Below are 26,220 nucleotides of genomic sequence, written 5' to 3' on the forward strand. Positions count from 1 at the left end.
ACCCCGACCCGCCCCCTTCAAACCCGATCGCCAGGACGTCCTATTGGAACAGGCTGGCGACCCAGGCGCGCACGGCCGTCTCGTCGGCCGCATCACCCGCGTAAACCAGACCCTGCGTCGGCGTATAGGGCGCATCATTGCCGCGCTGGCGGGTGGTCCAGGCCTTATGGCCATAGGTCAGTTCCGCGTAGTTCGACGGCAGACGCAGCACGGTCGGCTCGATGAAGATGGTGTCCTCAGCCGTGGTCGATCCCGCCAGACGCACGTTCGGCAGGCGGGTCAGCAGGTCCAGGGTGTCCAGGCAGCCCCCGCTGCAGCCGGCGTCCACCAGCACGACCACGGGTCCGGCGACCGGATTGGCCGCGCCGGTGTCCGGCACGGACGGACGACCCGGCATGGTGAAGGTCGCCTGATTGGCCGCCAGGGCCGAATCGAAGGCCGCCACGATGGCCTGGGTCTGGTCGATCACTGCGCTGGATTCCTGCACGAAGCGAGGATCGGCCTGCATGCGGCCCAAGGTGTCGACGAACCACTGGCGATTGGCCGGGGTGGCGCGATAGGTGATGGAGCCGGCTTCCGGCTGGCGGCTGACGGTGAACTCCGGCGTCCAGATGCGATTGGCCAAGCCGTAGCCGCGGCTGGTGGCGTTCAGCGACGACCCGTCGGCGCCGCGCAGATCGATCACCAGGCCCTGCGATCCGCGAATGGCCGGCAGCTGCGCCTCGACGGCGGCGAAGAAGGCGTCCCAGCCGGCGTCGTCGGCCAGACTGTGGACATGGACCCAGGGACGACCGTTGACGGTCTCGACGGCCAGCGGCGTCGCCGGCGGCATGTAGACGGTGGCGCGATAGGCGGCTTCCAGCGACGCCGCGTCGGCGGGTTGGGGCTGCATCTGGAACTCGCGGTCCCGGCGCCCGACCTTGAAGGTGCACAGCGACGGCACGCCGCCGGTGAAGGGGTTGTTGCGGTTCCACAGCAGATAGGGGGCGGTGCGGACGCGCCCGGCTTCCGTCGTCAGATCGCCTTCCCAACGGTCCAGCCGCTCTTCGGCCAGTTGAGCCGCAGTCTTGTCGCCGCACTTGACCAGGGTCGAGCCGACAGGCGGCAGGTTCCGAACGCCCGGCTTGACGTAGGAGACCACATATTCGCCGTTGCGCCAGGCCGTCGTCAGGCCCGGCCAGCCGATGGCGAAGAAGGGCCCCTGCCCTTCATAGGTCGGCCGGATCGCGGTGTTGGAATCGCGGAATCCGTTCGCATAGTAGCGCAACAGATAGGCGTGGCTGTCCCCGCTGTTGACGCGGCCGACGCGGCCCAGGGCGTCCTGATAACCGGCGTCGATCCAGTTTCGGAAGGCTTCGCCCGGCGCGCCGGGAATGACGGCGGCCGGATGGTTGGCGGCCAAGGCGTCGCGGGCGGCCTGAAGGTCTTGCTGGGCCAGTGCGCGGAAATCCTGGGCCGATGCGGCTCCAGCCGCCAGACTGAGGGACATGACGGCGGCCGAGGCGGCGGCGATCAAGCGGTTCATGGAGGCTCCTGGGCTCGGATTCTAAAGCGAGGTGGCGCCGTTAAACCTTATGGCCGCCGGGCTTGCCAACCCCCATCGGCGCCCTTTGGCGCGATTGTCGCATCCCTCGCCGAGCGCCGATGCGGCTCAGAGTGGCGGGGAACTTTCCGTTACCGGACCGAATATCTGTCGGAAGCTGTTCTTCAACGCCGCATCCGCCTCGTCCATCGTGGCCAGGATTCCCAGGTCCACCAGGCTGGTCACCCCGTGCTCCTGGATGCCGCACGGCACGATGCCGCCGAAATGCTCCAGGTCGGGCTCCACGTTCAGGCTGATCCCGTGGAAGCTGACCCATTTGCGGACCTTGACCCCGATGGCGGCGATCTTGTCCTCGCGCGACCAGCCGGCGCCCTTGCGCTCGACCCAGACCCCGACCCGGCCCTCGCGCACCCCGGCCTCCACGCCGAACCGGTCCAAGGCGCCGATCAGCCATTGCTCCAGCCCGCGCACGAAACCGTGCACGTCCTTGCCGCGCTGGTTCAGGTCCAGCATCACATAGGCCACGCGCTGACCCGGTCCGTGATAGGTGAACTGCCCGCCGCGCCCCGTGCGATGAACGGGAAAGCGCGCCGCATCGAGCAGATCCTCGTCCTTGGCCGACACACCAGCCGTATAGAGGGGCGGATGCTCCAAGAGCCACACCAGCTCCGCCGCCTCCCCCGCCGCGATGGCGGCGACGCGGGCCTCCATGAACGACTCGGCGGCGGCGTAATCGACACAGGTCGAAGAGACGGTCCATTCGACCGGGCGGCCGTCGCCGCGACGCAGCTTCTGAAGGTCGGGACTTAACGGGTCGGCAAGCATAAGGCTTCAATGTGCAGGCGGAGGCGTTTCCGCAAGGGACGACCTCTTAGTGAACGAGAGCGCCCGTGTCCCAGATCAACGCCGTAAACGTCGAAATCTCAGTCGTGCTGGGGCGTATGGTGCTGCCGATGTCCCAACTGCTGAAGATGGGTCGGGGCGCGGTGATTCCGCTGGACGCCTCCGAGGGCGACGAGGTTTGGATCCTGGCGAACAACCACCCCGTCGCGCGCGGCGAAATCGAGATTCGCGAAGACCGGATCGCCATCACCGTCACCCGGCCCGCCGACGTCTATGACTTCATGGCCGGCGCGGCCTGACATCCGAACGGCGTCAACCGCACAAAGCGCGCTCGGCTCAAAAGAGAGACTTTCCTTTTCCAGCGGCTTCGTCTATTCGCCGCCGCTCCGATGCGAGCGGTCGTGGCGGAATTGGTAGACGCGCAGCGTTGAGGTCGCTGTGGGGCAACCCGTGGAAGTTCGAGTCTTCTCGACCGCACCATCTGGCTAAACAGGGCGATTCATCGGCTAACTACGGCTGGACATTCTACCAAGGGAGGCGACCACGTGAGCACCACGGACACCGCCTTTGCTCCAGCCGAAGCGCCTGAAACCGAAGACCACGCCGCCCTGGACGAGGACTATGTCCTCACGCCCCAATTCGTCGAAAAAGTCGTGGACGCCGCCGACGACGGCGACGGCATGCGACTGCGGTCGCTGCTGGAGGATCTGCACCCCGCCGACGTCGCCGATCTGATGGGCTTCCTGACGGCTGAGCACCGCGCGGTCGTGGTGCTGTGGCTGCCGCCGGAACTGTTGGCCGAGACCCTGCCGGAGCTGGACGACGGGATTCGGGAAGAAGTGCTGGAGCGGGTGCCGCACGGCACCCTGGCCGAGGCCCTACAGGAACTGGATTCCGACGACGCCGCCGCCGTGGTCGAGGATCTGGAAGACGACCAGCGCGAACGCGTCCTGGCCGCCATGCCCGACGTCGATCGCGCCGCGATCGAGAGCAGCCTGGGCTATGAGGAAGAGTCCGCCGGCCGCCTGATGCAGCGCGAGGTGATGGCGGCGCCCCAGTTCTGGAGCGTGGGCGACACCATCGACCATATCCGCAAACAGGGCGACGACCTGCCGGAGCTGTTCTTCGACATCTATGTGGTCGATCCGCTGAACCGCCCCGTCGGCGGGGTGCCGATTAGCGGCCTGTTGCGCGCCCCCCGCAGCGCCGCCCTGTCCGACCTGATGGAGCCGATCAATGAGATCGCGGTCGATCAGGACCAGGAAGAGGTCGCCTACATCTTCGAAAAGTACCATCTGATCTCGGCGCCAGTCGTGGACGCGGCCGGCCGGCTGGTCGGCCAGATCACTGTCGACGACATCGTCAACATCATTCAGGAGGAGAACCGCGAGGACATCCTGCGTCTGGCGGGTGTCTCCGACGAGGATCGCGGCTCGTCCGTGACCGAGATCGTGCGCGGCCGCGTGCCTTGGCTGGCCATCAACCTGGCGACCGCCGCCCTGGGCGCCAGCGTGATCGGCCTGTTCGAGGGCACGATCCAACAAATTGTGGCCCTGGCGGTCCTGATGCCCATCGTCTCGGCCATCGGCGGCAATGCAGGCACCCAGGCTCTGACCGTCACTGTCCGCGCCCTCGCGACCCGCGAACTGAACTCCGCCAACGCCACCCGCACGTTTTTCCGCGAACTGGTCGTGGGCCTGGCCAACGGCCTGATCCTGGCGCCCCTGATCGGCGTCGCCGCGGGGATCTGGTTCCGAGATGAGGACTGGAAGATCGGCGTCGTCATCGCCGCCGCCATGATCCTGAACCTGCTGGTCGCGGCCTGTATCGGGGTTCTGACGCCCCTGACCCTGTCGAAGCTGAAGTTCGACCCCGCCGTCTCCTCGGCGGTGTTCGTGACCGCCACGACCGATTTCTTCGGCTTCCTCATATTCCTGGGTCTTGCGACGATCGTTCTGTTGTAAACGCTTGGCCCTAGGCTTGCTGCGGGACGGCTCAGGGCCGAGCCGTCGTCTCGCTTTGGGGCAACACCTGTGTCAGACACGTTGAAACCGACCAAGATCTCCCGCGAGGGTGTCATTCTGATCAAGAGCTTCGAGGGTTTCCGCCCTCGGGCGATCCAGCGCGACGACGGCCGCTGGATGATCGGTTATGGCCATACGGCGTCCGCCCGCGAGGGGCTGACCGTTTCGGAAGTCGATGCTGAACTGCTGTTGCAGTACGACCTGCTGCCTGTCGTCAAGGCGATCGACGAAGTCCAGGCGCCGCTGAACCAGCACCAGTACGACGCCCTCGCCAGTTTCGTCTTCTCCATCGGGGTGGATCGCTTCCGCTCCTCCGAGGTCTTGAGGCGACTGAACGCGGGTGAGACCCAGGCTGCGGCCGAAGCCCTGGCCGCCTGGATCGACGACGGCGGCCCCTTGTCGCCCCCGCGTCGCCGCGCGACCGAACGGGCCCTGTTCGTCGCCAATCCGGACGCCCCGGTCTCCCTTGCCGATCTGCTGTCCGCTCCCCTGCCCCCGGCGACGGCGACGATCTTGGAGACGACGGAGGCGGCCGGTTCGACCGGTTTCGACGCGGTCGATGTCGCGCCTTTTCCGGCCCATGACGCGTCGGAGCCCATGACGTGGGAAAGCGCAATATCCGCCCTGCTGAACGAGTCGGATCTCAAGCAAGCGGATGAAGAGGTCGACGAAGGTCCCGATCAGGCGTCTCATCCTGCAGACGACGCCGCGGACGCACCTGCGAGCCAGGACGCCGAAACCCCCATGGCGAACGGCGAAGCTCAACCGGTGGAAGCCGAGCCGGTGACGACGGTCGAACCTTTGGTCGATGCGGGCAAGCCGTGCGCAGACTCCGCCTCGCCCCCTGCCGAATCCTCTGTTGCGCTTCTTCTGGACGAGCCGGCCGTCGAGGCGGAACCCGAAGAGGCCAAGGCCGTGCCTAGGCCTGCCGAATCTTCAGATGGTGAGGCGGAAACAAGCGAGCCCCCGGTCGAGGCCGACGCAGGAGAATTCGTCGCTCCGGCCCTCGAACAGCCCACAGCGTCGGACGAACCCGAGCCTGCCTCATCGGAGCCGGCTTCAGCGTCCCCTGCCGCCCGCCCGGCGCCCAGTGCGGCCGTCTTCTATTCTCCCTACGCGATCCGGGTGACCGGACCGCTCGCCCTCCTCTCCTCGCCCCCCCCGTCGCCCCCGGCTGCCTCCGCCTCAGCCGTCCCGGCGCCCCTGACGCCCGTCCCGCTTGAGACCCTTGCCGCAGAAGCGGAGCCGGCGAACGACGACGGCGTGAGCGTTCCGGAGGAGGCTGTGGCGGCGCCGGCCGCCGAGGCGGAAGCGGCCTCCGTCGATCAGCCCGCCTTCGAGCCGTCCAACGCCCCGAGCCCCACGCCGACCCTGGCATCCGCCGATGCGCCCGACGTGGAGGAACAGACGGTTCAGGTGCCCATGTTCTTGATCGCCCCGACCGAGCCGCCCGCCGAGCCGGACAGCGAGCAGGCGTCGGCGGGGCGTTTGGAGGCCGCTCCGCCTCCCCACGCCGCGACCGATGCGACGGGATTCACCGACCTCGATCAGACCGCCCTGTTCGACGCGGAGGTCCAACGGGAGGACGGCCTGCATCCGTCGATCGACCAGGAGGCGACGCCCGACAAGCGGTTCGACTGGAGCGAAACCGCGACCTTCCTGGTGATGGGCGGCATAGGCATGCTGGCCTTCGGCGCGGCCATGGCGGCCTTCCGACAGGCGTCGAATTCGACGGGGGGGGGCGAGACCGCCGTCATCGGCTGGGTTCTGGCGATCATCGCCTTGGCCTGCGTCGGGGTGTCGGGCTACAATCTGTTTCAGCGCTGGGGCCGCCCGACGGATCCGACGGCCTGACGGACGGAATCGTCACAGGCTGAAACGGACAGGTCGTCCTGCGCTTTGCGAAAGGCCGTGCGCGATGCTACGCCCAAGGGCATGAGCATTCCCTTCGCACCCCAATCCATGGAATTCGGCCTCGGCGAGAACGCGGACGCCATTCGCGACACCACCGCGCGTTGGGCGGCGGATCGCCTGGCGCCCCTGGCCGCCGAGATCGACGAAACGAACAGCTTCCGCCGCGAACTCTGGCCCGAGATGGGCGAACTGGGCCTGCACGGCATCACGGTCGAGGAAGAGTTCGGCGGCCTGGGCCTGGGCTATCTGGAACATGTGGTGGCGATGGAGGAGGTGTCGCGCGCCTCGGCCTCGATCGGCCTCAGCTACGGCGCCCACTCTAATCTGTGCGTCAACCAGATCCGCCGCTGGGGCACGCCTGAGCAGAAACAGAAATATCTGCCCAAGCTGATCAGCGGCGAACACGTCGGATCGCTCGCCATGTCCGAGGCCGGTTCCGGCTCGGACGTCATGTCCATGCGCACCCGGGCCGAAAAGCGGGGCGACCGGTACGTCCTGAACGGGACCAAGTTCTGGATCACCAACGCCCCCCACGCCGAGACCCTGGTGGTCTACGCCCGCACGGGCGACGGCAACGGCGGGATCACCGCCTTCCTGATCGAAAAAGGCATGAAGGGATTCAGCGTCTCCAAGAAGCTGGACAAGATGGGCATGCGCGGCTCCGACACCGCCGAACTGGTGTTCGAGGACTGCGAGGTTCCCGAGGAGAACGTCATGGGCCCGGTCGGCGGCGGCGCCGGCGTCCTGATGAGCGGCCTGGACTATGAGCGCGCGGTGCTCGCCGCCGGCCCCTTGGGCATCATGCAGGCCGCCCTGGACGTGGTCCTGCCCTATGTCCGCGACCGCAAACAGTTCGGCAAGCCGATCGGCAGCTTCCAGCTGATGCAGGGCAAGGTGGCCGACATGTACGTCGCCCTGAACAGCGCCCGGGCCTATGTCTATTCGGTCGCCCGCGCCTGCGACGCCGGCCTGACCACCCGCTATGACGCCGCGGGCGCCATTCTGCTGGCGTCCGAAAACGCCGTGAAGGTCACGCTTGAGGCGGTTCAGGCCCTGGGCGGCGCGGGCTACACCAAGGAGTGGCCGGTCGAACGTCTGGTCCGGGACGCCAAACTCTATGACATCGGCGCCGGCACCAACGAGATCCGTCGCTTCCTCATCGGTCGGGAACTGCTGGGCGGCTGACGGCTTCTTCCGGACGGAAGGAGACACCCATGCCCGCAAAATCCGCAGCCCAGCAGAAGGCCGCCGGCGCCGCCCTGTCGGCCAAGCGCGGCGACACGCCCAGGTCGGAGCTGAAGGGCGCGTCCAAGTCCATGGCCGAGTCCATGACGGAAAAACAGCTGGAAGACTTCGCCCACACCAAACGCAAGGGCAAACCCGAACACGCGACCAAGAAATAGCCGTTCGGCGCGATTCTTCGGCATTGTTGCCGTTCCGTAAGTGGCGGTGAAACCTCTGTGCGCCTAAATGGCGACCTCCTTTTGCCGAGCCCGCCGCTGATGCCCGCCCAAGACAAGCCGAACGACGACCTGCGGCTCTTCTCCGACGTGATCGAGGAACTGGGCGAAGGCGACGACCCCAAACTGAAGCTGGAAGAGCTGGTCGCCGCTTTCGGCGAACGGGGCTTCGGGGCCATGATACTGATCCTGTCGATGCTGGCCCTGCTGCCGTGGCCGCCGGGCGGCAAGGCGGTGTTCGCCGTGCCCATCATTCTGATGTCGCTGGAACTGGCCTTTCAGCGCAGTTCGATCTGGCTGCCGCGCTGGGCGCTGCGCACCTCCATCAGCCGCCCCGCCTATCGCGCGGGGGTGTCGCGGATCATGAAGACGGTGCGCTATGTCGAAAACCTGACCCAGCCGCGCCTTCCCCTTCTGACCGGTGAAGTCGCCGATACCGTCACCGGCCTCGTCTGCGTCCTGCTGGCGCTGATCATGGCCCTGCCGATTCCGTTCGGAGACGCCCTGCCGGGCATCGCCCTGGTCTTCTTCGCCCTGGGCATGATGCAGAGAGACGGTATCGCCATTCTTCTAGGCGCTCTGGCGACCGGCGCCTGCGGCCTCTACCTGTTCCTCATCTGGCACACGGTGTCAGAGATCGCCCATCACGCGGCCGGATGGTTCTCGGGCGTTCTGCCCTGAACGACAAAAGGGCCGCCGCGTCGCCGCGACGGCCCTTCATTGTCTGACCGCGAACGGCCGGACCGCAACTCAGCCCGAAAGGATCAGGCCAGGCCTCCAACGAGGACCAGGGTCGCGGCCACCGCACGCGATTGATGACAATGAGACACTGGATCACCTCCTTTCGACTGTTGAACAGGGACTCGAAAGGTAAGACGCCTCAAGGCCTTGCGCCAATAGGCTTCGCGATTTCGTGAAGTCGGTCGTCAGGCCGCCTGCTGCGCGCCGGGCGCCAGGCCCTGCATCATCATGCGATTGATGTCGATCAGGTCCTCGAACGACTCCTCTCCGCGCATGACCAAAGAAGAGTGACGATTGACGAACAGGCTCAACGAGATGATCTGGGCGCGCACGGCCTGCGGCAGGACATTGGCGGAATCGCCGCAGTCCGCCGCCAAGGTCGACCACAGACGCCGGTTCCAATCCAGGGCGTCGATCCGGGTCGCCAGATCGCGCTCATCAGACTTGGAAGCCTGAACCAAGGCCCGGGTGACCTGACCGAACAGCCGGTATTCCAGGTCGCGGGGCGTCTCAGCCCGCGTCGCCGCCGCTGTGTACGCCTGAAGCGACATTGAGCACCTTCTCTTCGTAATCGACAATCTTACGGGCGGCCATCAAGGCCTTATAGTATTCGCGTTGCAGCACATGGCGCGAGGCGGCGACACATTCGGCCAAGACATCCGGGTTCTTGGTCGCCCCCATGAATTCGGTGATGCGGAGGGCCATCTCGTCGTAGAATTTCGACGCCGACGCCTCGTCCAGATACATCATCATGATCGGGAAATAGATGCGACGCGCCGGCGTCGTCACCTCATCGGCCTGCATGATGTCCTTTTCACGCAAAACACTGGCGCGGTTTTGCAGGATGAGAACGCCGCGACGGTCGCCGTTTTGAACCACCGCGCCGTTCAACACGAATTTTTCGCCGGGTTTCAACGACAGTTTCAAAGCCATTGACGACCGAACTCCTTCAGCAGGTCGGAACCGATCGAAGATGGACCGCCCCTAACGATTCGAAACCTTAAAGGCTGAGGGTTAATCATCCCTTGTCCCCAGCCTGCGCGGAACACCTGCCTCGGGGCGACGTTTCGTCACCAGACAGGAGGCGACCATGCCCGACATGGACTATCAGGACGATCAGGGACAGGCCGAGGTCTTTGACGAAACCCATCTGGACGATGAAGGCGAAGGCGACCTTCTGCTGGATGAGGCTGACCAAATTCTTGACGTCACCCAGGCCGACGGCGATGCGGACGAAGACGCCTTCGACGAGGACGACCTCGACATCGACGATCAACTGGCCCTGGACGGGATCGAGCGCGAGGCGGACGCCCTGCTCGGCATGGACGGCGAAAAGGTCAATCAGTCCGACGCCGACAGCAATGATCTGGCGGCCGAGGGCGAAGTCGAACTGGTCTACTCGGGCCTGATGGAAAATGAGCGCGGCGCCCAGGCCAGTGCGGCGCACTGGGAGGCGCGACGCCTCGACGACGACGATATCGAACAGCTCGGCTACGGCGCCGACGACGCCCGCACGCAAGAATCCTGAAAGGAGCGCACATGCAGGACGCGAACGCTAAACAAGACGCCTCGACGGACACACCCCACGCCAAAAGGGTCGAACCGCGCGAAGGCAAGCCCGACCAGTTGGAACACCGCGTAAATCCGGAAGAAGGGCGCGAGGAGGCGCTGATCGACGAGAGCGTGGAAGAGACCTTCCCCGCCAGCGATCCCATCTCGCCAAAACATATCACCTGATCGCTGTTCAGGCGATTGCCGATCGGCTAACCCGCTTCGTGGCACTCACGAGGCGGGTTTTTTCATGAGCCGGTTTGAAGGCACTGATCGCTATATCGCAACGGCCGACCTGAAGGCCGCCGTCAATGCGGCCGTGGCCTTGGAACGTCCGCTGCTGATCAAGGGGGAACCGGGAACGGGCAAGACCGTGCTGGCCTATGAGGTCGCCAAGGCCTTCGATGCGCCCCTGATCACCTGGCACGTCAAATCGACCACCAAGGCCCATAACGGACTCTATGAGTACGACGCCGTCAGCCGGCTGCGCGACAGCCAGCTCGGCGAGGCGCGGGTTCATGACGTTCGCAACTATCTGAAGAAGGGCAAGTTGTGGGAGGCTTTCACATCCCCGACGCGCCCGGTCCTGCTGATCGATGAGATCGACAAGGCGGACATCGAATTCCCCAACGACCTGTTGCAGGAACTCGACCGGATGGAGTTCTACGTTCAGGAGATCGACGAGACGATCCGCGCCGAGGTCCGGCCCATCGTCATCATCACCTCGAACAATGAGAAGGAGCTGCCGGACGCCTTCCTGCGCCGCTGCTTCTTCCACTATATCCGCTTTCCCGACGCCGAGACCCTGGCGGCCATCGTCGACGTCCATTTTCCGGGCATCAAACCGCGCCTGGTCTCGGAGGCGTTGAAGACCTTCTACGAGATCCGCGACACGCCCGGCCTGAAGAAGAAGCCCTCCACCTCCGAACTGCTGGATTGGCTGAAGCTGCTGCTGGTCGAAGACATTGACGCGGAAACCCTGCGCGAAAAGACGCCCAACAAGCTGATCCCGCCCCTGCACGGCGCCCTGCTCAAGAACGAGCAGGACATTCACCTGTTCGAACGTCTGGCCTTCCTGGGCCGCAGAGACGGCGCGCGCCCGGGCGGCTGAGCGGCATTACCGCGATTTCACTGGACCACTCTCTTCGACGGCTCAAAATAGAGACCATGAGCGTTACACCCCCGTATCGTTTGCTGATCGCCGGCGTGGCGATCGTCGGGCTCGGTGCAGGCCTGGTCGCCTGTGACGGCGAAAACGCGGTTCGGATCACCAAGACCACCACGACCAGCGCCTCCAACGACGTAGAGCCCGGCGTGCTCAAGGTCGTCGAAGGTCTGAAATGCCCCGAAACGCTGGGCGTGCTGACGCGCAAGGGCTTTGCTGACCCGGGCGGGGCCGCCTGCACCTACGGCGGCCCTCGCGGCGCGGAGGTGGTGCTCTATCTGGTCAAGCTTGAAGATCGGTCCGCCGAGGACGTGCTGCGCGAATATGAACGCCGCGTCTCGTCGGACATGCCCCAGGCGGCGATGCGTATCGACGCCCGCCAGACGGAAAACGGTACGGAAGAGGCCACTGTCGCCGCGCCCGGCGTGAACATCCAGGCCAAGGGCGATGACGCCTCGGTCAAGCTTCCGGGGCTTCAGATCGAGACCCGGGGCGACAGCGCGAGCGTTCGCATCGCGGGCATCAACATCCAGTCCAAGGACGGCGAAGGCGTCCGCACCGAAAAGAGCAGCGTCAAGATCGACTCTAACGGCGAAACCACCCAGATTCGCACCCAGGCGCCAGGGGACGCCACGCGGGCCAGCTTCATCCTGGCGGACGACGACGTGCCGGCGGGCGCATGGCGTCAGGTCGGCTTCGAGGCGCGTGGGCCCGCCGGCGGCCCGCTCGTCATCGCCACGGTTCGCTCCAAGTCACGGCACGACCGGGTGTTCGAAACGGCCAAGGATCTGGTCGCCCTGAACGTCGGAGACTGAAATCCACGCCGAAAACAAGCGCCGACGGCCGGACGCCTTGATCCTGACGGCGCTTTGCGTCACCTGACCAGCCCACCAGCGAGCAGGATCGACGATTTGGCCGAGCGCCCCAAGAAAAAGACCGAAGTCCGCGCCTGGCAGCGCATGCTGTCGGGCCGACGCCTGGATTTGCTCGACCCCTCTCCTTTTGACATTGAGATCGAGGACATCGCCCACGGCCTGGCCCGGGTTGCGCGGTGGAACGGCCAGACCATCGGCGAGCACGCCTTTTCGGTGGCCCAGCACAGCGTCGTGGTCGAGGAGATCGCCGCCCACATCAAGCCGGGGCTCGATCCCAAATGGCGCCTCGCCGCTCTGCTGCACGACGCCTCCGAATATGTCATCGGCGACATGATCTCGCCGTTCAAGGCGGCCCTGGGATCCGGCTACAAGGACTTCGAGGCGCGGCTGGAAGCCGCCATCCACGTCCGCTACGGCCTGCCGCCCAAGACGCCCCAAACGATCAAGACCCTGATCAAGAAGGCAGACAAGGCCTGCGCCTATTTCGAGGCGACGCAGTTGGCCGGTTTCAGCGAGAAGGAATCGCTCGGCTTCTTCGGCGCGCCGCCGCCCGGATACAGCCTGACCATCGAGCCCCTGCCGGCCTCTCTCGCCCAGGCGCGCTATCTGGAGCGGTACCAGGTGCTGGCCAAGGCCGTGGGCCTTCTGCCCGCCGACGACGCCTGGCACACGGAATAGAGCTGTGACTGGGCCGACGGATCAAGGCGTGCGAATCGGTCTGTCGGCCGTCGTCATGACGCTGAAGGACCGTCGTGCCGTGGTCCTGACCACCCAGACGGAAGACGGCGTCCGCGCCCTGCCGTTCGGGCCTTTCGACCCGGCGCGGGACCGCACCTTTGAGCGCGCGCTGCGCGACTTCGTGACCGATCAGACGGGGTTCCGGCTCGGCTTCGTCGAACAGCTCTACACCTTCGGCGACGCGGGCCGCGCCTCGCCCCGCGCAGCGCCCGGCCCCGACCAGATGCGCGAGGTGTCGGTCGGCTATCTGGCCCTGACCTCGGAAGCCGCCACCCCGCCGGCCCATGACGCCCAATGGACCCCCGTCTTCGACATCTTCCCCTGGGAGGATCGGCGTTGCGGCCGATCGACTCTGCATGGCTCGGTGATCGACGCCCTTTTTCGCTGGGCCGGGGCGGATGAACGCCGCCTGGGCCGCGCCCGGGCCCTCTTCGCCCTGACGCCGGATCATCGCTGGAATGAGGAGCGCGTTCTGGAGCGCTATGAACTTCTTTATGAGGCGCGCCTGGTTGCGGAGGCTTGGCGCGACGCCCGACAGACGCCGCACGATCTCCCGCCCCTCCCCGGCGCCGTCATGGGCTCCGACCACCGGCGCATTCTCGCCACGGGCCTTGGTCGGCTGCGCAGCAAGCTGAAGTATCGGCCCGTCCTGTTCGACCTGACGCCTGAGTCCTTCACCCTTTCCGAGCTTCAGGCGGCCGCCGAGGCCGTCTCCGGCCTCACCCTGCACAAGCAGAACTTCCGCCGCGCTGTGGAGCGGGCAGGCCTGGTCGAGCCCACCGGCCGGATGTCGTCGGCCACGGGCGGCCGCCCCGCCGAGCTGTTTCGATTCAAGGGCCTGGACCCGGAAACCGGCGCCGCGCCCGGACTGTCGCTGCCGGCGCAAAGATAGGTTCGGATTTCTTTCACAGACAGCTTGCGGCGCCGCCGCTCTGCCATTAGAGAAGCCGCTCGCTCGACCAAGCGACTGATGCGCCGCGGAGAGGTGGCAGAGTGGTCGAATGTACCGCACTCGAAATGCGGCGTGCCTGGAAGGGTACCGTGGGTTCGAATCCCACCCTCTCCGCCATCATTCTGCCGCCCCGAGGTGAGGCGGGCCCCGCCTCACCGAACAGACGAACTGCATTCGAACAGTGCATGTTTCGGAGCCCTGCGCCCAGGGAGCCGCCGGTCTTTCGACCGGCGGGGCTGCCCCTATTGCGCCAGGCTGGCCCGCGCCAGCGCCGCCTGGACCTCGGCGCGCGCGGCCTCCATGTCGCGGCGGAAAATGTCCGAGCGTTGTTCCGCGCCGTAGATGACCATGCCCGACAACATGCCGGCCTCGACGGCGCTGTAGCTGTGAGACCCGCAGATATAGCGGCTTTCGGCGAAAGCGCGTCCGCGGGCATAAAGGGCGTCGGCGCGCTGAGGCGCCAGTTCCGCCAGGATCATGGCCACGTGCGCGCCGTGGGCCGAATGGCCGGACGGGTAGTCGGGATTGCCCGCCAGATGAGCGGTCTTGGCCTCGCAGATCGGTTGGTCCGTGCCGATGTAGGGCCGTTTTGTCGCCCAGTGAGTCTTGGCGTCGCCGACCACGGACCGGTCCTCGCCCGCCCGATCCAGCAAGGCCGTCAGAACCGGCGCGGTCTCTGGCGTCAGCCGCACCCCCAGGGCCTCTGCGAAGTCGTCATAGATTTCGCCCGACACGTCCGAGGTCGCCAGCGCCCAACGCGGCGTGCCCTGCAGGGCGCGGGTCTCACGGAACACGCCCTGGTCGGCGACGGCGCGGGGCGAACCCGGCGGGGGCGGCGGAGCCAGCACCTGGGTCAGATCCGGTCGTTCCGCCGGGGTCAGATAGCCCCGCTGCGTCCCCTCGTCGGTCAGCTCCACGGCGAGCCCGTCGCACCGTTTTTCGGTCCGCAACGGATTGCAGACGGCCGCCGCACCCCCGGTCAGTCGCACCTGATAGGCAGGGAAACGCGGATCCGCCGTCATATAGTCGGTAGACACATACTGCGCCCCGCTGGCGAAGGCGGCGCTGCGCCGAGTCACGTCCCCCGTTCGCGCTTCCAGAGTGTCGGCGTCGGCGCGGGTGCGGACAATGAAGCCGGCGCGGACGGCCGTCTGGATGCGCCCCTGCTCGGCCACTGGATCGTTCAGGGTCAGATAGGCGGCGGCGGGCGAGGTCTCATCGGTGTTGACGAAGAAGACCCGGCCTTCCAGCGAACGCCGCGCGCCGCGATAGGCGGCGACCTTCTCGGGGCCTTCGTCCAGGACGAAGAAGACCTTGCCGCGCGCCGCGCCCAGCCGCGGCCAGCCTCCGGCCAGAACCCCTTCACGCAGGGTGGCGTGCCGCCCCTGGACCCGGTCGGGCGTGATCAGGTGATCGGCGTCGAACACCGACCGCACCTCGGCGTCCAGGGCGTCCCAGGCGGCGGCGTCGAAATCCAACGGCGTCGTTCCGCCGGGCATGGAGGGCCCGCCCGTCTTGGCGTTCAGCATGATCAGAATGGGCGCGTGGTCCGGATGGGCGCGCGACCAATCGCGGATCTCCGCCAGACAGGCCACGAAGGTCAGGCAGGTGCTGCGGAAATCGACGTCGGGCATGTGCAGGGTCTTGAAGCCCGGCCGGGCCATGGCTTCCGCGAAGGCGACGCTGACCGGCGCGCCCTGTCCCGGCCGTCCCAGGGCCGACAGGGGATGGGCGTAGCGCCCGCCCTGCGGATCGTTCAGCACGTCGATCTCGATCTGGCGCGCCCCGGCGTCCAGCTGTTCCGTCAGGGGGCGATGCGAATAGTCCAGAGCCACGGCTCCGGGATTGACGGCGATCATGGCCTGAAGTTCGGCGACCGGGATCGGCAGCTTGTAGCTGTTGTGGGCGCCCACCGCCGTCAGATCGTTCATGCCCAGATTGCGATCCATCCAGGCCGGAGCGCAGGGGTCGCCGCCGGCTGTGCGCACGTCGGCTGCGGTCAGGTCGCAGGCCGGCGCCGTGCCCGCCAGAGCGGAGCCGGCCATCAGGGCCGCCATCAGATTGAGCATCGAAAATCCTCGGAAGTCACAAGCAGAAGGGAAAAGGGATCACAGGGACCAACGCAGGCTGGCGGTCAGGCTGGGGCCGACGCGGCCCAGCTGGAGCAAGCGCCGCGTGTCGTATTCGTAGGCGAGGTCGGTCGTATCGGTCAGGTTGGAGGCGGCGACGACCAGGGTGCCGCCGGACCCGATCTCGAACGAGGCCTGAGCGTCCAGATAGCCGGCGGGACCGACGGTGAAGTCGGCCACCCCTCCCCCCTGCATGTCCGCCTCGGACCGGAAGGCGGAGCGCCACGACCAGGACAGGCCGATCGCGACCGGCCCCCGTTCGAAGAAGGGATTGATCGAATAGGCCAGGCGCGACACTCCGGCCAGACTGCGTCCGCCCGGTCCGTGGCCGTCGGTGAAGGTCCCGCTGGCCCACAGGCCGAAGCCGGAGGGAAGCCGCCGGTGGAGCCCCACCTCCACGCCCCGGCTGATCGCGCGCCCCAGATTGGCCGGCCGCGACATCATCACCTCGGCCCGCACCAGGGGACCGGCGCGGGTCTCGAACACCAGCATCTCGGGCGCCTCCACCAGGCCGATGAAGTCGTCGATGCTTTTGTGGAAGACGGCGAGGCTGAGCGCGCCCTGCGGAAAGCTCCACTCATACGAGGCGTCGAGATTGGTCGACATATAGGGGCTGAGATCCGGGTTACCGCCGATCCCGGTGAAGATCGAGCCGGGCGACGGCGCGTCGATCTCCGCCTGCCCGCGCTCGTAGATGTTGGAGACCAGGGAGCTGGCGGGCACCGTCGCCAGACGCAGGTCCGCCAGCGAGGGCCGCGTCATTGTCCGCGACGCCGCGAGCCGGAGCCGGCGGCCCTGATCAAGATCGAAGGCGATGTTGAAACTGGGCAGCAGGGCGGTGTCGGTCCCGACCTTGGAGACCGGACGAATGGCGCCGCCGCCGCTTTCTCCGGCGTTCAGAAACGCGCCCTCCACCGCCGTGCGCGTCGTCACTAGGCGAAGCCCCAGGTTCCCGGAAAAGGGCGCGCCTGCGGCGGCTCCGTCGAAGTCCATTCGCGCATAAAGGGCGCCGACACGCTCCCCGACCCGATAGGAATTCTGCAGATCCGCCCCGGTGGGGACCAAGGCGTCCGGCCCGATCCCCAGGACGTCGCTCTCCCCTGCGATGTGAAAGGCCTGCTGAAACCGGTCGAAATCGGCGGCGGTCCAGGATCCCGGATGCCGATCGATCAGGGAATCGAACACGTCGTCGGCCACGCGAAATCCGAGAAACTCGGGGGTGACCACGGCGCCCGGCCGAAGCGCGGCCTCACGGTCGCGTCTCTGGTAATCGCGGGACCGATCGCTGATCTGGGCGCCGAAGGCGATTTCGGTCAGGACCGTCCTGCCCAGATCGACGGACACGGGACGCCGCAGATCGAGGAGGCCCGTCAGGTCCTCGTCGACGGATTCGATGGCGCGCACGCCCAAACGCTTGAAGGCGAAGCCGGCCGGGTCGGTCAGGTCCAGATCGGTCGCAAGCAGAGCCGCCTGCCGGCCGCTCGCCGCCCCGTTGACGTCGAACGCATAGGCGGGGGCCTGTAACGAACGGAAGGAGATCCTCTCCAGCGGCGTATCCAGCTTTGATCGTGCGCGGGACAGGCTGAAACGCGGCGTCAGGCTCCAATCGCCCAGCACCACATCCGCCCTGCCCGACACCACGATGTTCAGATGCGCCTGGGCGGAGAACTCCGTGTTGTTGTCGATCACGCCCGCCCGGATCGAGCCGGCCGTGACCACGCCGTCCGTGACCGTGGCCGTGGCGCCGGGCGTCTCCAGAAGGGCGCCGACCCCATAGGCGATCCGGTCCTCGCGAATGGTGTTGTCGAAGGTGGAGACGAGGCTGTCGAACCGCAGCCTGAGCGAAGGCGACGCCCGCCACTCTCCGCCGAGGAAGAGGCTGCGCCTCAGCCGATCCTCGTGCTCGACCGTCGTCCTCACATCGCTGGGGGCGACCGCCGGCTGCCCCTCGACGACGACCGGCGTATAGCGTCCCACCTGAAAACGGTCGTAGAGGACCGACCGCCCCTCCTGGGACACGCCGCCGACCAAACCCCATGCGCCGCCTTGGGACACGAACCGGCCCGCGAGGGAGACGTCTGTTTCCGGCCGGCCCGTTCGCGCCTCCACGGAGGCGCCCGCCCTGAAGCTCAGGAAGGGATCCCCGTCCAGGCCGCCGATCGTCTCGATGTCGATGTTGGAGCCGATCCCGCCCTCGATCAGATCGGGCGTCGCCGACTTGGTCAGTTGCGCCCCCGCCAGGAGATCGGCCGACAGGGCGCGGAAGCGGAACTGCCGACCGCTCTGGGTCGAGTTGCGGATGTTCTCGTTGAAGGCGACTGGCCCTCCGTTCAGGGTCACCGACTGGAACAGCGGCCCCAGCCCCCGGACGCTGACGAACTGCCCCTCGCCCACCTCGCGCTCGATGGCCACGCCGGGCACTCTCTGGAGGGCCTCAGCCAGATTCGCCGCCGGAAGTTCGCCGATCTGGGTCGCGGACGCGCTGTCCAGGATGACGTCCGCCGCCGCCTTGCGTCGCAAGGATTCCTCGATCTGCTCCGACAGCCGCCCCACGACCGTGATCGACTCCAGCTCTGCGGCGGGAATGGGCGGGATCTCGGCGGGCTTTTGAGCCTCCATCCAGACCCGCAGCCCCCGGTCGCCGATGAAACGGTGCCGCAAGCCGGTGCCTTGGAGCATCTGGTCTGCCGCAGCGCGCCAGGACATTTGCCCGCGAACCGCTCGCGTGCGCCGCGCCTCGCCCATGGGCGTCAGAAAGGCCAGGTCACAGCCCGCCGAAACACAGAGCTGCACCAAGGCGCGACGCGCGTCCTGGGCGGGGATGTCGAAAACCTGCGCGCGATCCTGCGCCCGGGCGGCCGGGGCCCAGCCGCCGAGGGCGACGATCGCCAGAGCGGCGGCGGCGACGCCTCCCCGTAGCGCATCGAACGGCGTCGATCGTGCGGGCGGTTTCAAGCGAACGGCGCCTTGAGCCAGGGTAGCGAACAACGAAGACGCAACGCTTAGCGCGCTTGCGTGACAGCTCTGCGATAGACCTATTCGGGGCGGATCAGGACCCGGCCGTCCTCGCCGCGTTCGATCGAGATCGGCAACAGGGCGTCCAGCCGGTCGATCAGTTTCGCCTCGTCCGTCAGGGGCAAAACCGCCGTCACGCGCATCTCGGCGAGGGCGGGGTCGGCGATCACCAGGGGCGCGCCTGCGTAGCGCCCGGCCTCTTCGACCACGACCGACAGGGGCGCATCGTGGAAGACCAGTCTGCGCTCGCGCCAGGCGGTGGCCGCCTCGACGTCGATCCGACGAAGACTGACGCGGTTGACGCCCCGTTTGAAGACGGCCTGCTGCCCCGGAGCCAGGGCGACGGCGCGCTCCAGCGCGCGGGCGCGGCCGACGTCGGTCCGCCCGATGGCGACCCGTCCCTCCAGCAACGACACCTCCGCCTGGTCGTTTCTCAACGCCGCCGCGAACCGCGTCCCTGTCACGATGACGTAGCGATCCTCGACCGCGACCTGGAAGGGTCGTTCGGCATTGTGGGCGACGTCGAAATAGGCCGCGCCCTGCATCAGGGTTAGGCGGCGGGCGTCGCGGCCATAGGCGACCTGGATCCGCGTGCCGGAATCCAGGGTGACGCGCGATCCGTCTTCCAGCGTCACATCCGTGATCTCGCCCGGCGCGCTGGCATAAAGACGACCGGTCGCGACGGCAGGCTCCTGCCCCGCGCCGGGCAGGACAAGAGCGACGGCGACCACCGCCGCCACCGCGCCTGTGGCCAGCCCGCCGGCGATCAGCAGACGTCTCTGGGACACGACAGTCCGTCGTCCCCGCAGACGCGCCAGATCGGGCGCAAAGACATCGCCCAACGGCGAGAGTTCCGCCAGACCGCTCTTCGCAGCCTCGTACTGGTCCAGATGAGCGTCGTCCGCCTCCAGCCATTCGAGGAAGGCCGCCTGGTCGCGCGCGGAGACGTCCGGCCGTCGCATGCGCGCCAGCCAGGATTCGGCGGTCAGCGGCCGACGATCAAACAGGGATGTCAGGCGCTGGATCATGCGCAAACAGAACGCTCCGGGACGCGGCGGGGGGATGGGGCGCCGACGCCTTCAAGACTCACAACCACAGTTTCAGCGAACCCCTCAGCCATCGCGTGAAATCTTCAGCTGACGGAGAGCTTCGGCAATGTGTTTTTCGACCATGCTGACCGACACGCCCAGACGTTTGGCGATCTGGACGTAGGTCTGGTCCTCGAACCGGTGCAATAGAAAGGCGTCTCGGGTTCGCGGCGGCAGGGCGCGGATGACGCGGGCGGCCGCAGCCAGATTCTCTCGGCCGATCAGCTGCTGGTCGGCGGCAGGCGCCTCGCTCGCCACGGCGCGCGGCGAAGCGTCGAGGGCGTGGATGTCGTCCGTGCCGCGAACCCCCGTCCGACCGGCGGCCTTCCAACGATCCGCCTGCAGGTTCCGGGCGATGACGAACAACAGGGGGCGGGCGTCCGGCCCCGTCAGATCGTGGCCCGCGCGGTGGAAACGCGTGAAGGCTTCCTGCGCCACGTCCTCCGCGTCCTCGGCCGACAGGCCCCGGCGCTGCACATAGGCCATGAGATCGCGCCGCAGGCCGGCGAAGACCTGATCAAGCGACATGGTCGCCCCGCTCACCTGGACACTCAGACGCGACTAAGCGAAGACGCCCCCTCCTCGCGGAAGGGGCGTCGCGCCGGCCTCTGTCCCGCCGGGTTGGGCCGGGGAAGGCGAAGGACGACGTCGGTCGCCCCCCGCTTTCGACATGAGGTTCGCTTGTGGGAATGGATCAGAACTCCATCCGCAGGCCGAAGTTGATACGGCGTCCCGACTTTTCGTACATGGTCGGGAAGGAGGGATCCATCGTGTATCCCTTGGTCGCCTCGTCCGTGACGTTGATGCCTTCCACATTGAGCTGGAGGCTGTCGGTCACGCGATAGCTGGCCGACAGATCGACCTGGCCATAGCCCTCGCGCGTGATCGGGTACATCTCATAGCCGATGGCTTCGACATACTCGTCCTTGTAGTTGTAGGAGGCGCGGGCCTGCAGCTTGTCGTTCTCGAAGAACAGGGTGACGTTGTAGGTGTTGTCGGCCAGACCAATGGGCGGCGTCGGGATGCCCAGGGTCGACGAGCCGGTCAGCGAGCTGTCCAGCACCGTGTAGTTGGCGTTGATCCCGAAGCCTTCCAGCGGCGAGAAGAACTGGCCGAAGGGCACGACGGCGACCAGCTCCACGCCGCTGACCTCGTAGGAGCCGGGCTCGTTGATCGGCTGATAGACGTCGAAGGTGTAGACGCCGTCGATCGTGCCGTTGGCGTTGTACTTGGTCACGTTCGGCACCGTGCCCGTCAGGGCCTGACGCACCACGCCCTCGATCTCCTTCCAGAAGTAGGAGACCGCCAGCAGGCCGCCGTCGCCCAGATACTGTTCCAGACCGGCTTCCCACTGTTTGGCGTAGGTCGGCTTCAGGTTGGGGTTGCCGTCGGTGAAGCGGAACGAGTTCCAGCTGGCCGTGCGCTTGTAGGCCAGGTCCGTCAGGGCCGGACGGATCAGGGTCTCGGATGCTGCGGCGCGGAAGATCAGGCTGTCGGTCAGGTCGGCAGTGATGTTCAGGCTGGGCAGGACCTTGTCGTAGCTGCCGTCGCTGGACACCGGCTCCGGCGTATAGGTGGTGCCGCCGGTCGGCGTTTGAATCTGGTGATAGCCCGAAGAGGTGATCGAGGTGTCGATGTAGCGGGCGCCGCCGTTGACGGCGACCGGCACCGGTCCCAGGTCGAACTCCAGGTCAGCCATGGCGTAGGCGGCCAGAACCTCTTCCGTCACCTCGTAGTAGTCGCCGACGTTGAAGGGAGTGAAGAAGCCGTCATAGCGGAAGGTGCGACGGGCGTAGTCGTTCGAGACCTGGCTCCAGTTCAGGTCGCGGATGCTGTAGTCGCCGCCGGGCACCAGATCGCCGATCGGCGTCAGTTCGCTCTGCGACATCGGGCGCCCCACATAGTCGACCTTGCCTGCGCCGGAGCCTTGGATGTTCAGCGAACCGTACTGACGCTCCTTGGACTTGTCCGTGTAGCGCGCGCCGACCTGGACGCTCTTCAGCGCCGGGAAGAAGCTGAAGTCGAGGTACTGGGTGAAGTCGATCTGGGCGGCGTACTTGTCGTCGTTGATCTCTTCGTAGGTGGTCTCATACGCCTCGAACAGATAGCGCGAGGGCGAGTTGTACATGTCGATCGAGGCCGGGTTGGCGCTCTGGATCGTCTCGCCGCCTTCGGCCGTCCAGCGCGTCCGCGACGGCGCATAGGCCACGTGCTTCAGGTTGGCGTAGTCCAGGGTCTTCTCGGCGCCGGAATAGCCGGCGATGGCGTGCAGTTTCCAGCTGTCGCCGCTCCAGTGCAGCTCGGTTCCGAACTGCTGGTAGTCGGTTTCGTTGATACGCTCCTTGCTGAGCATCTCGTGCTGGGTCGCGGTGTAGGAGACGTCGCGCAGCACCACCATGGCGTAGTCGGCCAGGGTGGTCTTGTCGAACTCGTGGATGGTCTCCAGGGTCGAGCGGCTGGAGGCCGAATAGGCCGCCGCATCATACTCGTCCTCGGTCGTGTCGTAACTGCCGACCATGGCGTCGAAGGCCAGGCTGAAGTTCGACGACGGGCGATACTGCAGAGAGACGGTGCCGCCCCACTGGTCCTGGGTGTTCAGATAGGCGCGGTCGCCGACCTTGTCCTGGAAGATGATCCGGTTGGTGACATTGGTGTCGGACCGGTTCGGAATGGCGATGCCGGCGTCTCGCAGCAGAACCGCCGCCGCCTGGGTCCCCCGGGCGCCGGTCGAGGTCGCCAGGAAGCGCGACATCGGGCGGAAGTTGATGCCCGATTCCGAGTCGGTGCGGTTGGTGCGGCGGGCCGTCGAGAAGGACACCAGGGCCCCGAAGTCGCCCCAGGTGTCGCTGGCCAGGAAGGCGATCTTGGGATCGATCTCTTCGGAGATGGAGTTGTAGGCGCCCTCCACCGAACCGACGACCCGGCGACCGGCGTAATCGAACGGACGGGCGGTCGAGATATTGACCGAACCGGCGATGCCGCCTTCTTCATCGGCGGCGCGCGGCGACTTCTGGACTGTCACCTGCTGGATGATTTCCGAGGCGAAGATGTCGAACTCGACGTCACGACCGCCGCTGCCCGAGGCGGTGGCCAGGCCGTTAATGCTGACGAAGGTGAAATCGCTGGGCAGGCCGCGCACGTTGACGCGCTGGCCCAGGCCGCGGTTGCGTTCGATGGTGACACCTGGGATGCGCTGCAGCGCCTCGGCCAGGTTCTGTTCGGGGAAGTTGGCGACGTCGGTGGCGACGATGGAGTCCGAGAAGCCGACCGTCTTGCGCTTGATGTCGACCGCCTCTTCAAGGCTGCGGCGATAGGAGCCGGTGACGACGATCTCGTCCAGAGTGGCTGTGGCCTGGCTCGCGACGGCGGCCGGTTCGGCGGCCTGCGCCAAGGCGACGAACGGCGTTGCAGCGACCACGGCGAAGGCCGTCGTGCCCAGAATTCGGTTCTTCATGTGAGTAGCCCCCAGTGAGTTCTAGGCGCTTCAACGACGGGCTCTCAGGCCCCCTCAATGTGTGACAGGCCTTTTCATTCAAACTTCACGGCCCTGTCGCGTTCGACCTTCTCACACAAGCAAAACGGCCCGCAGGCGCAACCTGCGGGCCGTCGTCCGATTCTGGCGAAGGGACGAGTTCAGCCGCCGAAACTGCGCCCCCCGCCGCCGAAGCCGCCGCGCGAGACGACCGTGGTCCGGCTCTGTACCCGCGTCGGCGCCTGCTTCACGACATCTCCGTTGTCGCGCGTCGTCACCATCCGACCGGTCCGGTAGTCGCGATAGGCATAGCCGCCGCCGTATCCGTTCACATAGCGGTCCTCGCGATCCCGATACAGCGGACCCCCGCCATAGTATCGCCCGCCGTCCAGCATCTGGCCGATGACGAAGCCGGCCAGCAGCGGGGTGAAGAAGGATCCCCCGCCCTGATTGTTCGGCTGGCACTGCGATGGGCCCCATTGGCCCTCGCACTCCTCGCGCGTGGCGTAGCGTGGGGCAGTCCGCGCCGCATCCTCCTGCGCCTTGGCCAGGGCAGCGTCGCACTGGGCGTCGGGTATGACGTCGGCGGTCCGACACTCATCCAGCGAGGCATAGACCAGCGCCGGCTCGGCCTCGGCCCGCGGGGCTGGAACGTCCGGAGAATCGCAGGCCGCCAGCGTAAAGCCGGCCGTGGCCATCAGGCTTCCGATGTGCAGGACACGCGACCGCTTCAGCCGTCGCATCGTCCTTGTCTGGGGCAGATCGCCCGATCCATTGTTGTGGTCGGTCATGGCGGTCACGAGGTCATGCAGGCGGCGTTTAGCAGGCCGACACAGATCGAGATGGAGGCCAGATAGACAGCCGCCGCGATCTCGCCCGCCTCGATCCGGGCCACCAGATTGCGGAAGGCCAGGCGGCTGATGGTGACGAAGACCACGATCTGGATCACCCCGGCCAGCAGGGCCCAGGCGGCGAACTCGGCCAGGCTGACCGTATGGGACAGGGCCGAGGCCAGCGGCAGGACATAGCCGATCAGGGCGCCACCCAACGCAATGGCGGCGGCCGTATTGCCCTGCCGGATCAGCGTATGCTCGTGGTACGGCGTGACCCACTGGTAGAGCAGCTTGAACGCCAGGGTGAAGCCGCCCGCTACGGCGAAGGCGATCAGAAAGGCGATCGCACCTTGCTGAAACAGGAACCAGTCGAACATTCGGTCTTCCCCTCTTTAAACACGCCCTCAGGCGCGGAATTCGGCCATTTCCAGCGGAATGCCGATCATGATCTCGTGCGTCGTCTCGCCGCCCTCGGGCTGCTGCTCCAGGGCGATCATCAGTTCGCGCCCGCCCGCCAGTTCGCGTGCATAAAGCATGCAGGTCTGGAAGATCTTGGCGTAGGGCTTGGTCGCGGCGCGGTCGTCCCAGACGGTCTCCCACAGGGTGACCGGCGGCTGGATCGCGTCGCTCTCGGAGAACCAGAACCGCGGATAGTCGGGCAGGTCCTCGGCCGCCCCGTGGAAGACCGGCGCCGACAGCCGGTCGCGCCAGACCCGCCGTTCCCGCTCTCCCGGCGGATAGGCCGAGGTCCAGGGCACGAACAGGCTGAAATCATAGTTCTCCAGCCCCGCCTCGTCGTCACTCATGGCCTGAAGCATGACGTGGTCGTCGGTGTAGAAGCGATGGACGAACTGGCCGCTTTCCAGACTGATCAGCCCCTGAGCCGAGATGTCGAGCACGTCGCGATCCAGTGCGAAACGGGTCTCTTCGCCCAGCCGCCGCCAGGCCAACGGGTCCAGCGACACGGTTCGACCCACGGTGATGTTGCGCACCGCCGCCAGCTTCGATGCGGGCTCAGCCTTGTTCGACGATCCGAAGAGTTTCTTGAACATGGCGACTATCTAGGCCCCATGGACGCCAAGGGCGAGCCTCGGACGCAAGAGCGACGGAACGAAGCGGTTCATACGCGCAACCTCAGCCCGATCTTGCATCATGTCAAGCGTTCATGTTACACGTTTCATGTAACGCCATGCCCAACCGCGCCCCGCACTCTTCCGCCGCCAACGACCGCATTCGCGCGTGGCGACAGGCGCGCCGGGAAGCGGGCCTCGTCAAGCTGGAGCTCTGGGTGCCGGAGGCCGCGCGCGACGACGTCAAGGCCGCCGTCCGCGCCATCGTCACGGACTCCACCCGCGGCCCGGAGCTTGCCGGGCGCCGCCGGATCCCCACTTCTGACCCCATCACCCCTGGAGACGACCACCCTATGGACGCCGTGATCGAAACCCCCTGGACCGTGCCCGCCATCAAGGCGGCGCTGGACCAGTCCCCCCTGGTGCGCGAGGGCGAAATGACCCTGCGCGTGCTGGAGGGGGCGGACCCCGTACTGCTGGCCACCATGCATGAATACGGCGACCTGCCGGTCTATCTCAGCGTCGGGGGCGCCCAGATCGTCTGCTCGGTCCTGCTGTGGCCGGTGTCGGAACAGACCGATCGCCATGCCTTCAACGAGTTTCTCCTGAAGGCCCAGCGGGTGGTGCCCCTGTCGAACTTCGCCATCACCAACGTCGGCGGCGAAGACGTGTATGAGTTGATGGGCGAACTGTCGTGCAAGACGACGCTCCAGACCATACTGATCGAACTGCGCACCCTGGCCGAGAATGCGATCGACGCCACCGAACTGCGCGAAACCTTCGGCGCCGACGCCGCCTGATCCGGAA

At 66.6% G+C, this 26,220-nt stretch carries 25 protein-coding genes and 2 tRNA genes; 15 read left to right on the top strand and 12 right to left on the bottom strand.

The features are described 5' to 3' along the window. Nucleotides 1-40: 40 nt before the first annotated feature. Together ACW178_RS11900 and lipB are read right to left on the bottom strand one after the other, a co-directional pair. Nucleotides 41-1,525, bottom strand: a complete 1,485-nt coding sequence (locus ACW178_RS11900) for a hypothetical protein (protein ID WP_191557970.1) — start codon at nt 1,523-1,525, stop codon at nt 41-43. A 126-nt stretch (nt 1,526-1,651) separates the two neighbouring features. After that, nucleotides 1,652-2,368: a lipoyl(octanoyl) transferase LipB gene (gene lipB / locus ACW178_RS11905; RefSeq protein WP_492024594.1), complete on the bottom strand. Its 717-nt coding sequence runs from the start codon at nt 2,366-2,368 to the stop codon at nt 1,652-1,654. Nucleotides 2,369-2,484: 116 nt separating this feature from the next. On the opposite strand from lipB, the gene ACW178_RS11910 reads away from it, so the two are divergent. The 7 genes from ACW178_RS11910 (at nt 2,485) to ACW178_RS11940 (ending at nt 8,465) form a co-directional block, all read left to right on the top strand. Next, nucleotides 2,485-2,685 (top strand): FliM/FliN family flagellar motor switch protein, encoded by a 201-nt coding sequence (locus tag ACW178_RS11910; RefSeq protein ID WP_231681486.1) that lies wholly within the window; start codon nt 2,485-2,487, stop codon nt 2,683-2,685. Nucleotides 2,686-2,781: 96 nt separating this feature from the next. Beyond that, nucleotides 2,782-2,866: transfer RNA gene (locus ACW178_RS11915), tRNA-Leu, on the top strand. 65 nt (nt 2,867-2,931) lie between these two features. Further along, a complete protein-coding gene (mgtE, locus tag ACW178_RS11920; protein WP_054766068.1) occupies nt 2,932-4,350 on the top strand; it encodes a magnesium transporter in 1,419 nt (472 codons plus the stop codon). Nucleotides 4,351-4,419: 69 nt separating this feature from the next. After that, a complete protein-coding gene (locus ACW178_RS11925) occupies nt 4,420-6,264 on the top strand; it encodes a lysozyme (RefSeq protein ID WP_492024595.1) in 1,845 nt (614 codons plus the stop codon). 81 nt (nt 6,265-6,345) lie between these two features. Continuing rightward, complete coding sequence (locus ACW178_RS11930) at nt 6,346-7,509, top strand: isovaleryl-CoA dehydrogenase (RefSeq protein ID WP_201462794.1); 1,164 nt, start codon at nt 6,346-6,348, stop codon at nt 7,507-7,509. Between the two features lie 29 nt (nt 7,510-7,538). Next, nucleotides 7,539-7,727 carry a DUF3008 family protein gene (locus tag ACW178_RS11935; protein ID WP_201462795.1) on the top strand — a complete coding sequence of 63 codons (189 nt, stop codon included), beginning with the start codon at nt 7,539-7,541 and terminating at the stop codon, nt 7,725-7,727. A gap of 99 nt (nt 7,728-7,826) precedes the next feature. Continuing rightward, on the top strand, nt 7,827-8,465 hold the full coding sequence (locus ACW178_RS11940) for an exopolysaccharide biosynthesis protein (protein WP_228184364.1): 639 nt from the start codon (nt 7,827-7,829) through the stop codon (nt 8,463-8,465). A 245-nt stretch (nt 8,466-8,710) separates the two neighbouring features. Here ACW178_RS11940 and flaF read toward each other — a convergent pair whose 3' ends face one another. After that, nucleotides 8,711-9,076 carry a flagellar biosynthesis regulator FlaF gene (gene flaF / locus ACW178_RS11945; protein ID WP_054766073.1) on the bottom strand — a complete coding sequence of 122 codons (366 nt, stop codon included), beginning with the start codon at nt 9,074-9,076 and terminating at the stop codon, nt 8,711-8,713. After that, entirely contained in the window at nt 9,036-9,458 is a 423-nt protein-coding gene (gene flbT / locus ACW178_RS11950; protein WP_228184365.1) for a flagellar biosynthesis repressor FlbT, read from the bottom strand. Before flbT ends, flaF begins: the two co-directional genes overlap by 41 nt. Nucleotides 9,459-9,615: 157 nt before the next feature. Between flbT and ACW178_RS11955 the strand changes: the two genes are divergently transcribed. From ACW178_RS11955 to ACW178_RS11985, 7 genes are all read left to right on the top strand, one after another. Further along, a complete protein-coding gene (locus ACW178_RS11955; RefSeq protein ID WP_054766075.1) occupies nt 9,616-10,053 on the top strand; it encodes a hypothetical protein in 438 nt (145 codons plus the stop codon). A gap of 11 nt (nt 10,054-10,064) precedes the next feature. Continuing rightward, on the top strand, nt 10,065-10,262 hold the full coding sequence (locus ACW178_RS11960) for a hypothetical protein (protein ID WP_054766076.1): 198 nt from the start codon (nt 10,065-10,067) through the stop codon (nt 10,260-10,262). A 64-nt stretch (nt 10,263-10,326) separates the two neighbouring features. Next, on the top strand, nt 10,327-11,187 hold the full coding sequence (locus ACW178_RS11965) for an AAA family ATPase (protein WP_287106089.1): 861 nt from the start codon (nt 10,327-10,329) through the stop codon (nt 11,185-11,187). Nucleotides 11,188-11,243: 56 nt separating this feature from the next. Beyond that, the gene (locus ACW178_RS11970) at nt 11,244-12,056 is read left to right on the top strand and encodes a methyltransferase type 11 (protein ID WP_228184367.1); all 813 of its coding nucleotides are present in this window, start codon (nt 11,244-11,246) and stop codon (nt 12,054-12,056) included. A gap of 144 nt (nt 12,057-12,200) precedes the next feature. Further along, on the top strand, nt 12,201-12,794 hold the full coding sequence (locus ACW178_RS11975) for a YfbR-like 5'-deoxynucleotidase (protein WP_054766983.1): 594 nt from the start codon (nt 12,201-12,203) through the stop codon (nt 12,792-12,794). A 55-nt stretch (nt 12,795-12,849) separates the two neighbouring features. Then, the gene (locus ACW178_RS11980; RefSeq protein ID WP_492025057.1) at nt 12,850-13,746 is read left to right on the top strand and encodes an NUDIX hydrolase; all 897 of its coding nucleotides are present in this window, start codon (nt 12,850-12,852) and stop codon (nt 13,744-13,746) included. Nucleotides 13,747-13,833: 87 nt separating this feature from the next. After that, nucleotides 13,834-13,923, top strand: a tRNA-Ser gene (locus ACW178_RS11985). A 125-nt stretch (nt 13,924-14,048) separates the two neighbouring features. Here ACW178_RS11985 and ACW178_RS11990 read toward each other — a convergent pair. From ACW178_RS11990 to ACW178_RS12025, 8 genes are all read right to left on the bottom strand, one after another. After that, nucleotides 14,049-15,875: a Ca2+-dependent phosphoinositide-specific phospholipase C gene (locus ACW178_RS11990; RefSeq protein ID WP_287106086.1), complete on the bottom strand. Its 1,827-nt coding sequence runs from the start codon at nt 15,873-15,875 to the stop codon at nt 14,049-14,051. A gap of 39 nt (nt 15,876-15,914) precedes the next feature. Further along, nucleotides 15,915-18,890, bottom strand: a complete 2,976-nt coding sequence (locus ACW178_RS11995) for a TonB-dependent receptor (protein ID WP_492024596.1) — start codon at nt 18,888-18,890, stop codon at nt 15,915-15,917. An 80-nt stretch (nt 18,891-18,970) separates the two neighbouring features. Then, on the bottom strand, nt 18,971-19,978 hold the full coding sequence (locus ACW178_RS12000) for a FecR family protein (RefSeq protein ID WP_287104881.1): 1,008 nt from the start codon (nt 19,976-19,978) through the stop codon (nt 18,971-18,973). A gap of 84 nt (nt 19,979-20,062) precedes the next feature. Next, entirely contained in the window at nt 20,063-20,581 is a 519-nt protein-coding gene (locus tag ACW178_RS12005) for an RNA polymerase sigma factor (RefSeq protein WP_224760962.1), read from the bottom strand. 151 nt (nt 20,582-20,732) lie between these two features. Next, nucleotides 20,733-23,492 carry a TonB-dependent receptor gene (locus ACW178_RS12010; protein ID WP_287104884.1) on the bottom strand — a complete coding sequence of 920 codons (2,760 nt, stop codon included), beginning with the start codon at nt 23,490-23,492 and terminating at the stop codon, nt 20,733-20,735. 179 nt (nt 23,493-23,671) lie between these two features. Then, the gene (locus ACW178_RS12015) at nt 23,672-24,301 is read right to left on the bottom strand and encodes a DUF1190 domain-containing protein (RefSeq protein WP_224764384.1); all 630 of its coding nucleotides are present in this window, start codon (nt 24,299-24,301) and stop codon (nt 23,672-23,674) included. A 5-nt stretch (nt 24,302-24,306) separates the two neighbouring features. Next, on the bottom strand, nt 24,307-24,720 hold the full coding sequence (locus tag ACW178_RS12020) for a DUF350 domain-containing protein (protein WP_182713479.1): 414 nt from the start codon (nt 24,718-24,720) through the stop codon (nt 24,307-24,309). A 27-nt stretch (nt 24,721-24,747) separates the two neighbouring features. Beyond that, on the bottom strand, nt 24,748-25,395 hold the full coding sequence (locus tag ACW178_RS12025; protein WP_287104887.1) for a DUF2491 family protein: 648 nt from the start codon (nt 25,393-25,395) through the stop codon (nt 24,748-24,750). A 137-nt stretch (nt 25,396-25,532) separates the two neighbouring features. Here ACW178_RS12025 and ACW178_RS12030 point away from each other — a divergent pair, with 137 nt between their 5' ends. Further along, on the top strand, nt 25,533-26,213 hold the full coding sequence (locus ACW178_RS12030; protein ID WP_182713481.1) for a YjfI family protein: 681 nt from the start codon (nt 25,533-25,535) through the stop codon (nt 26,211-26,213). The last annotated feature ends 7 nt before the right edge of the window (nt 26,214-26,220 follow it).

The organism is Brevundimonas sp. AVps4 (assembly GCF_058681525.1).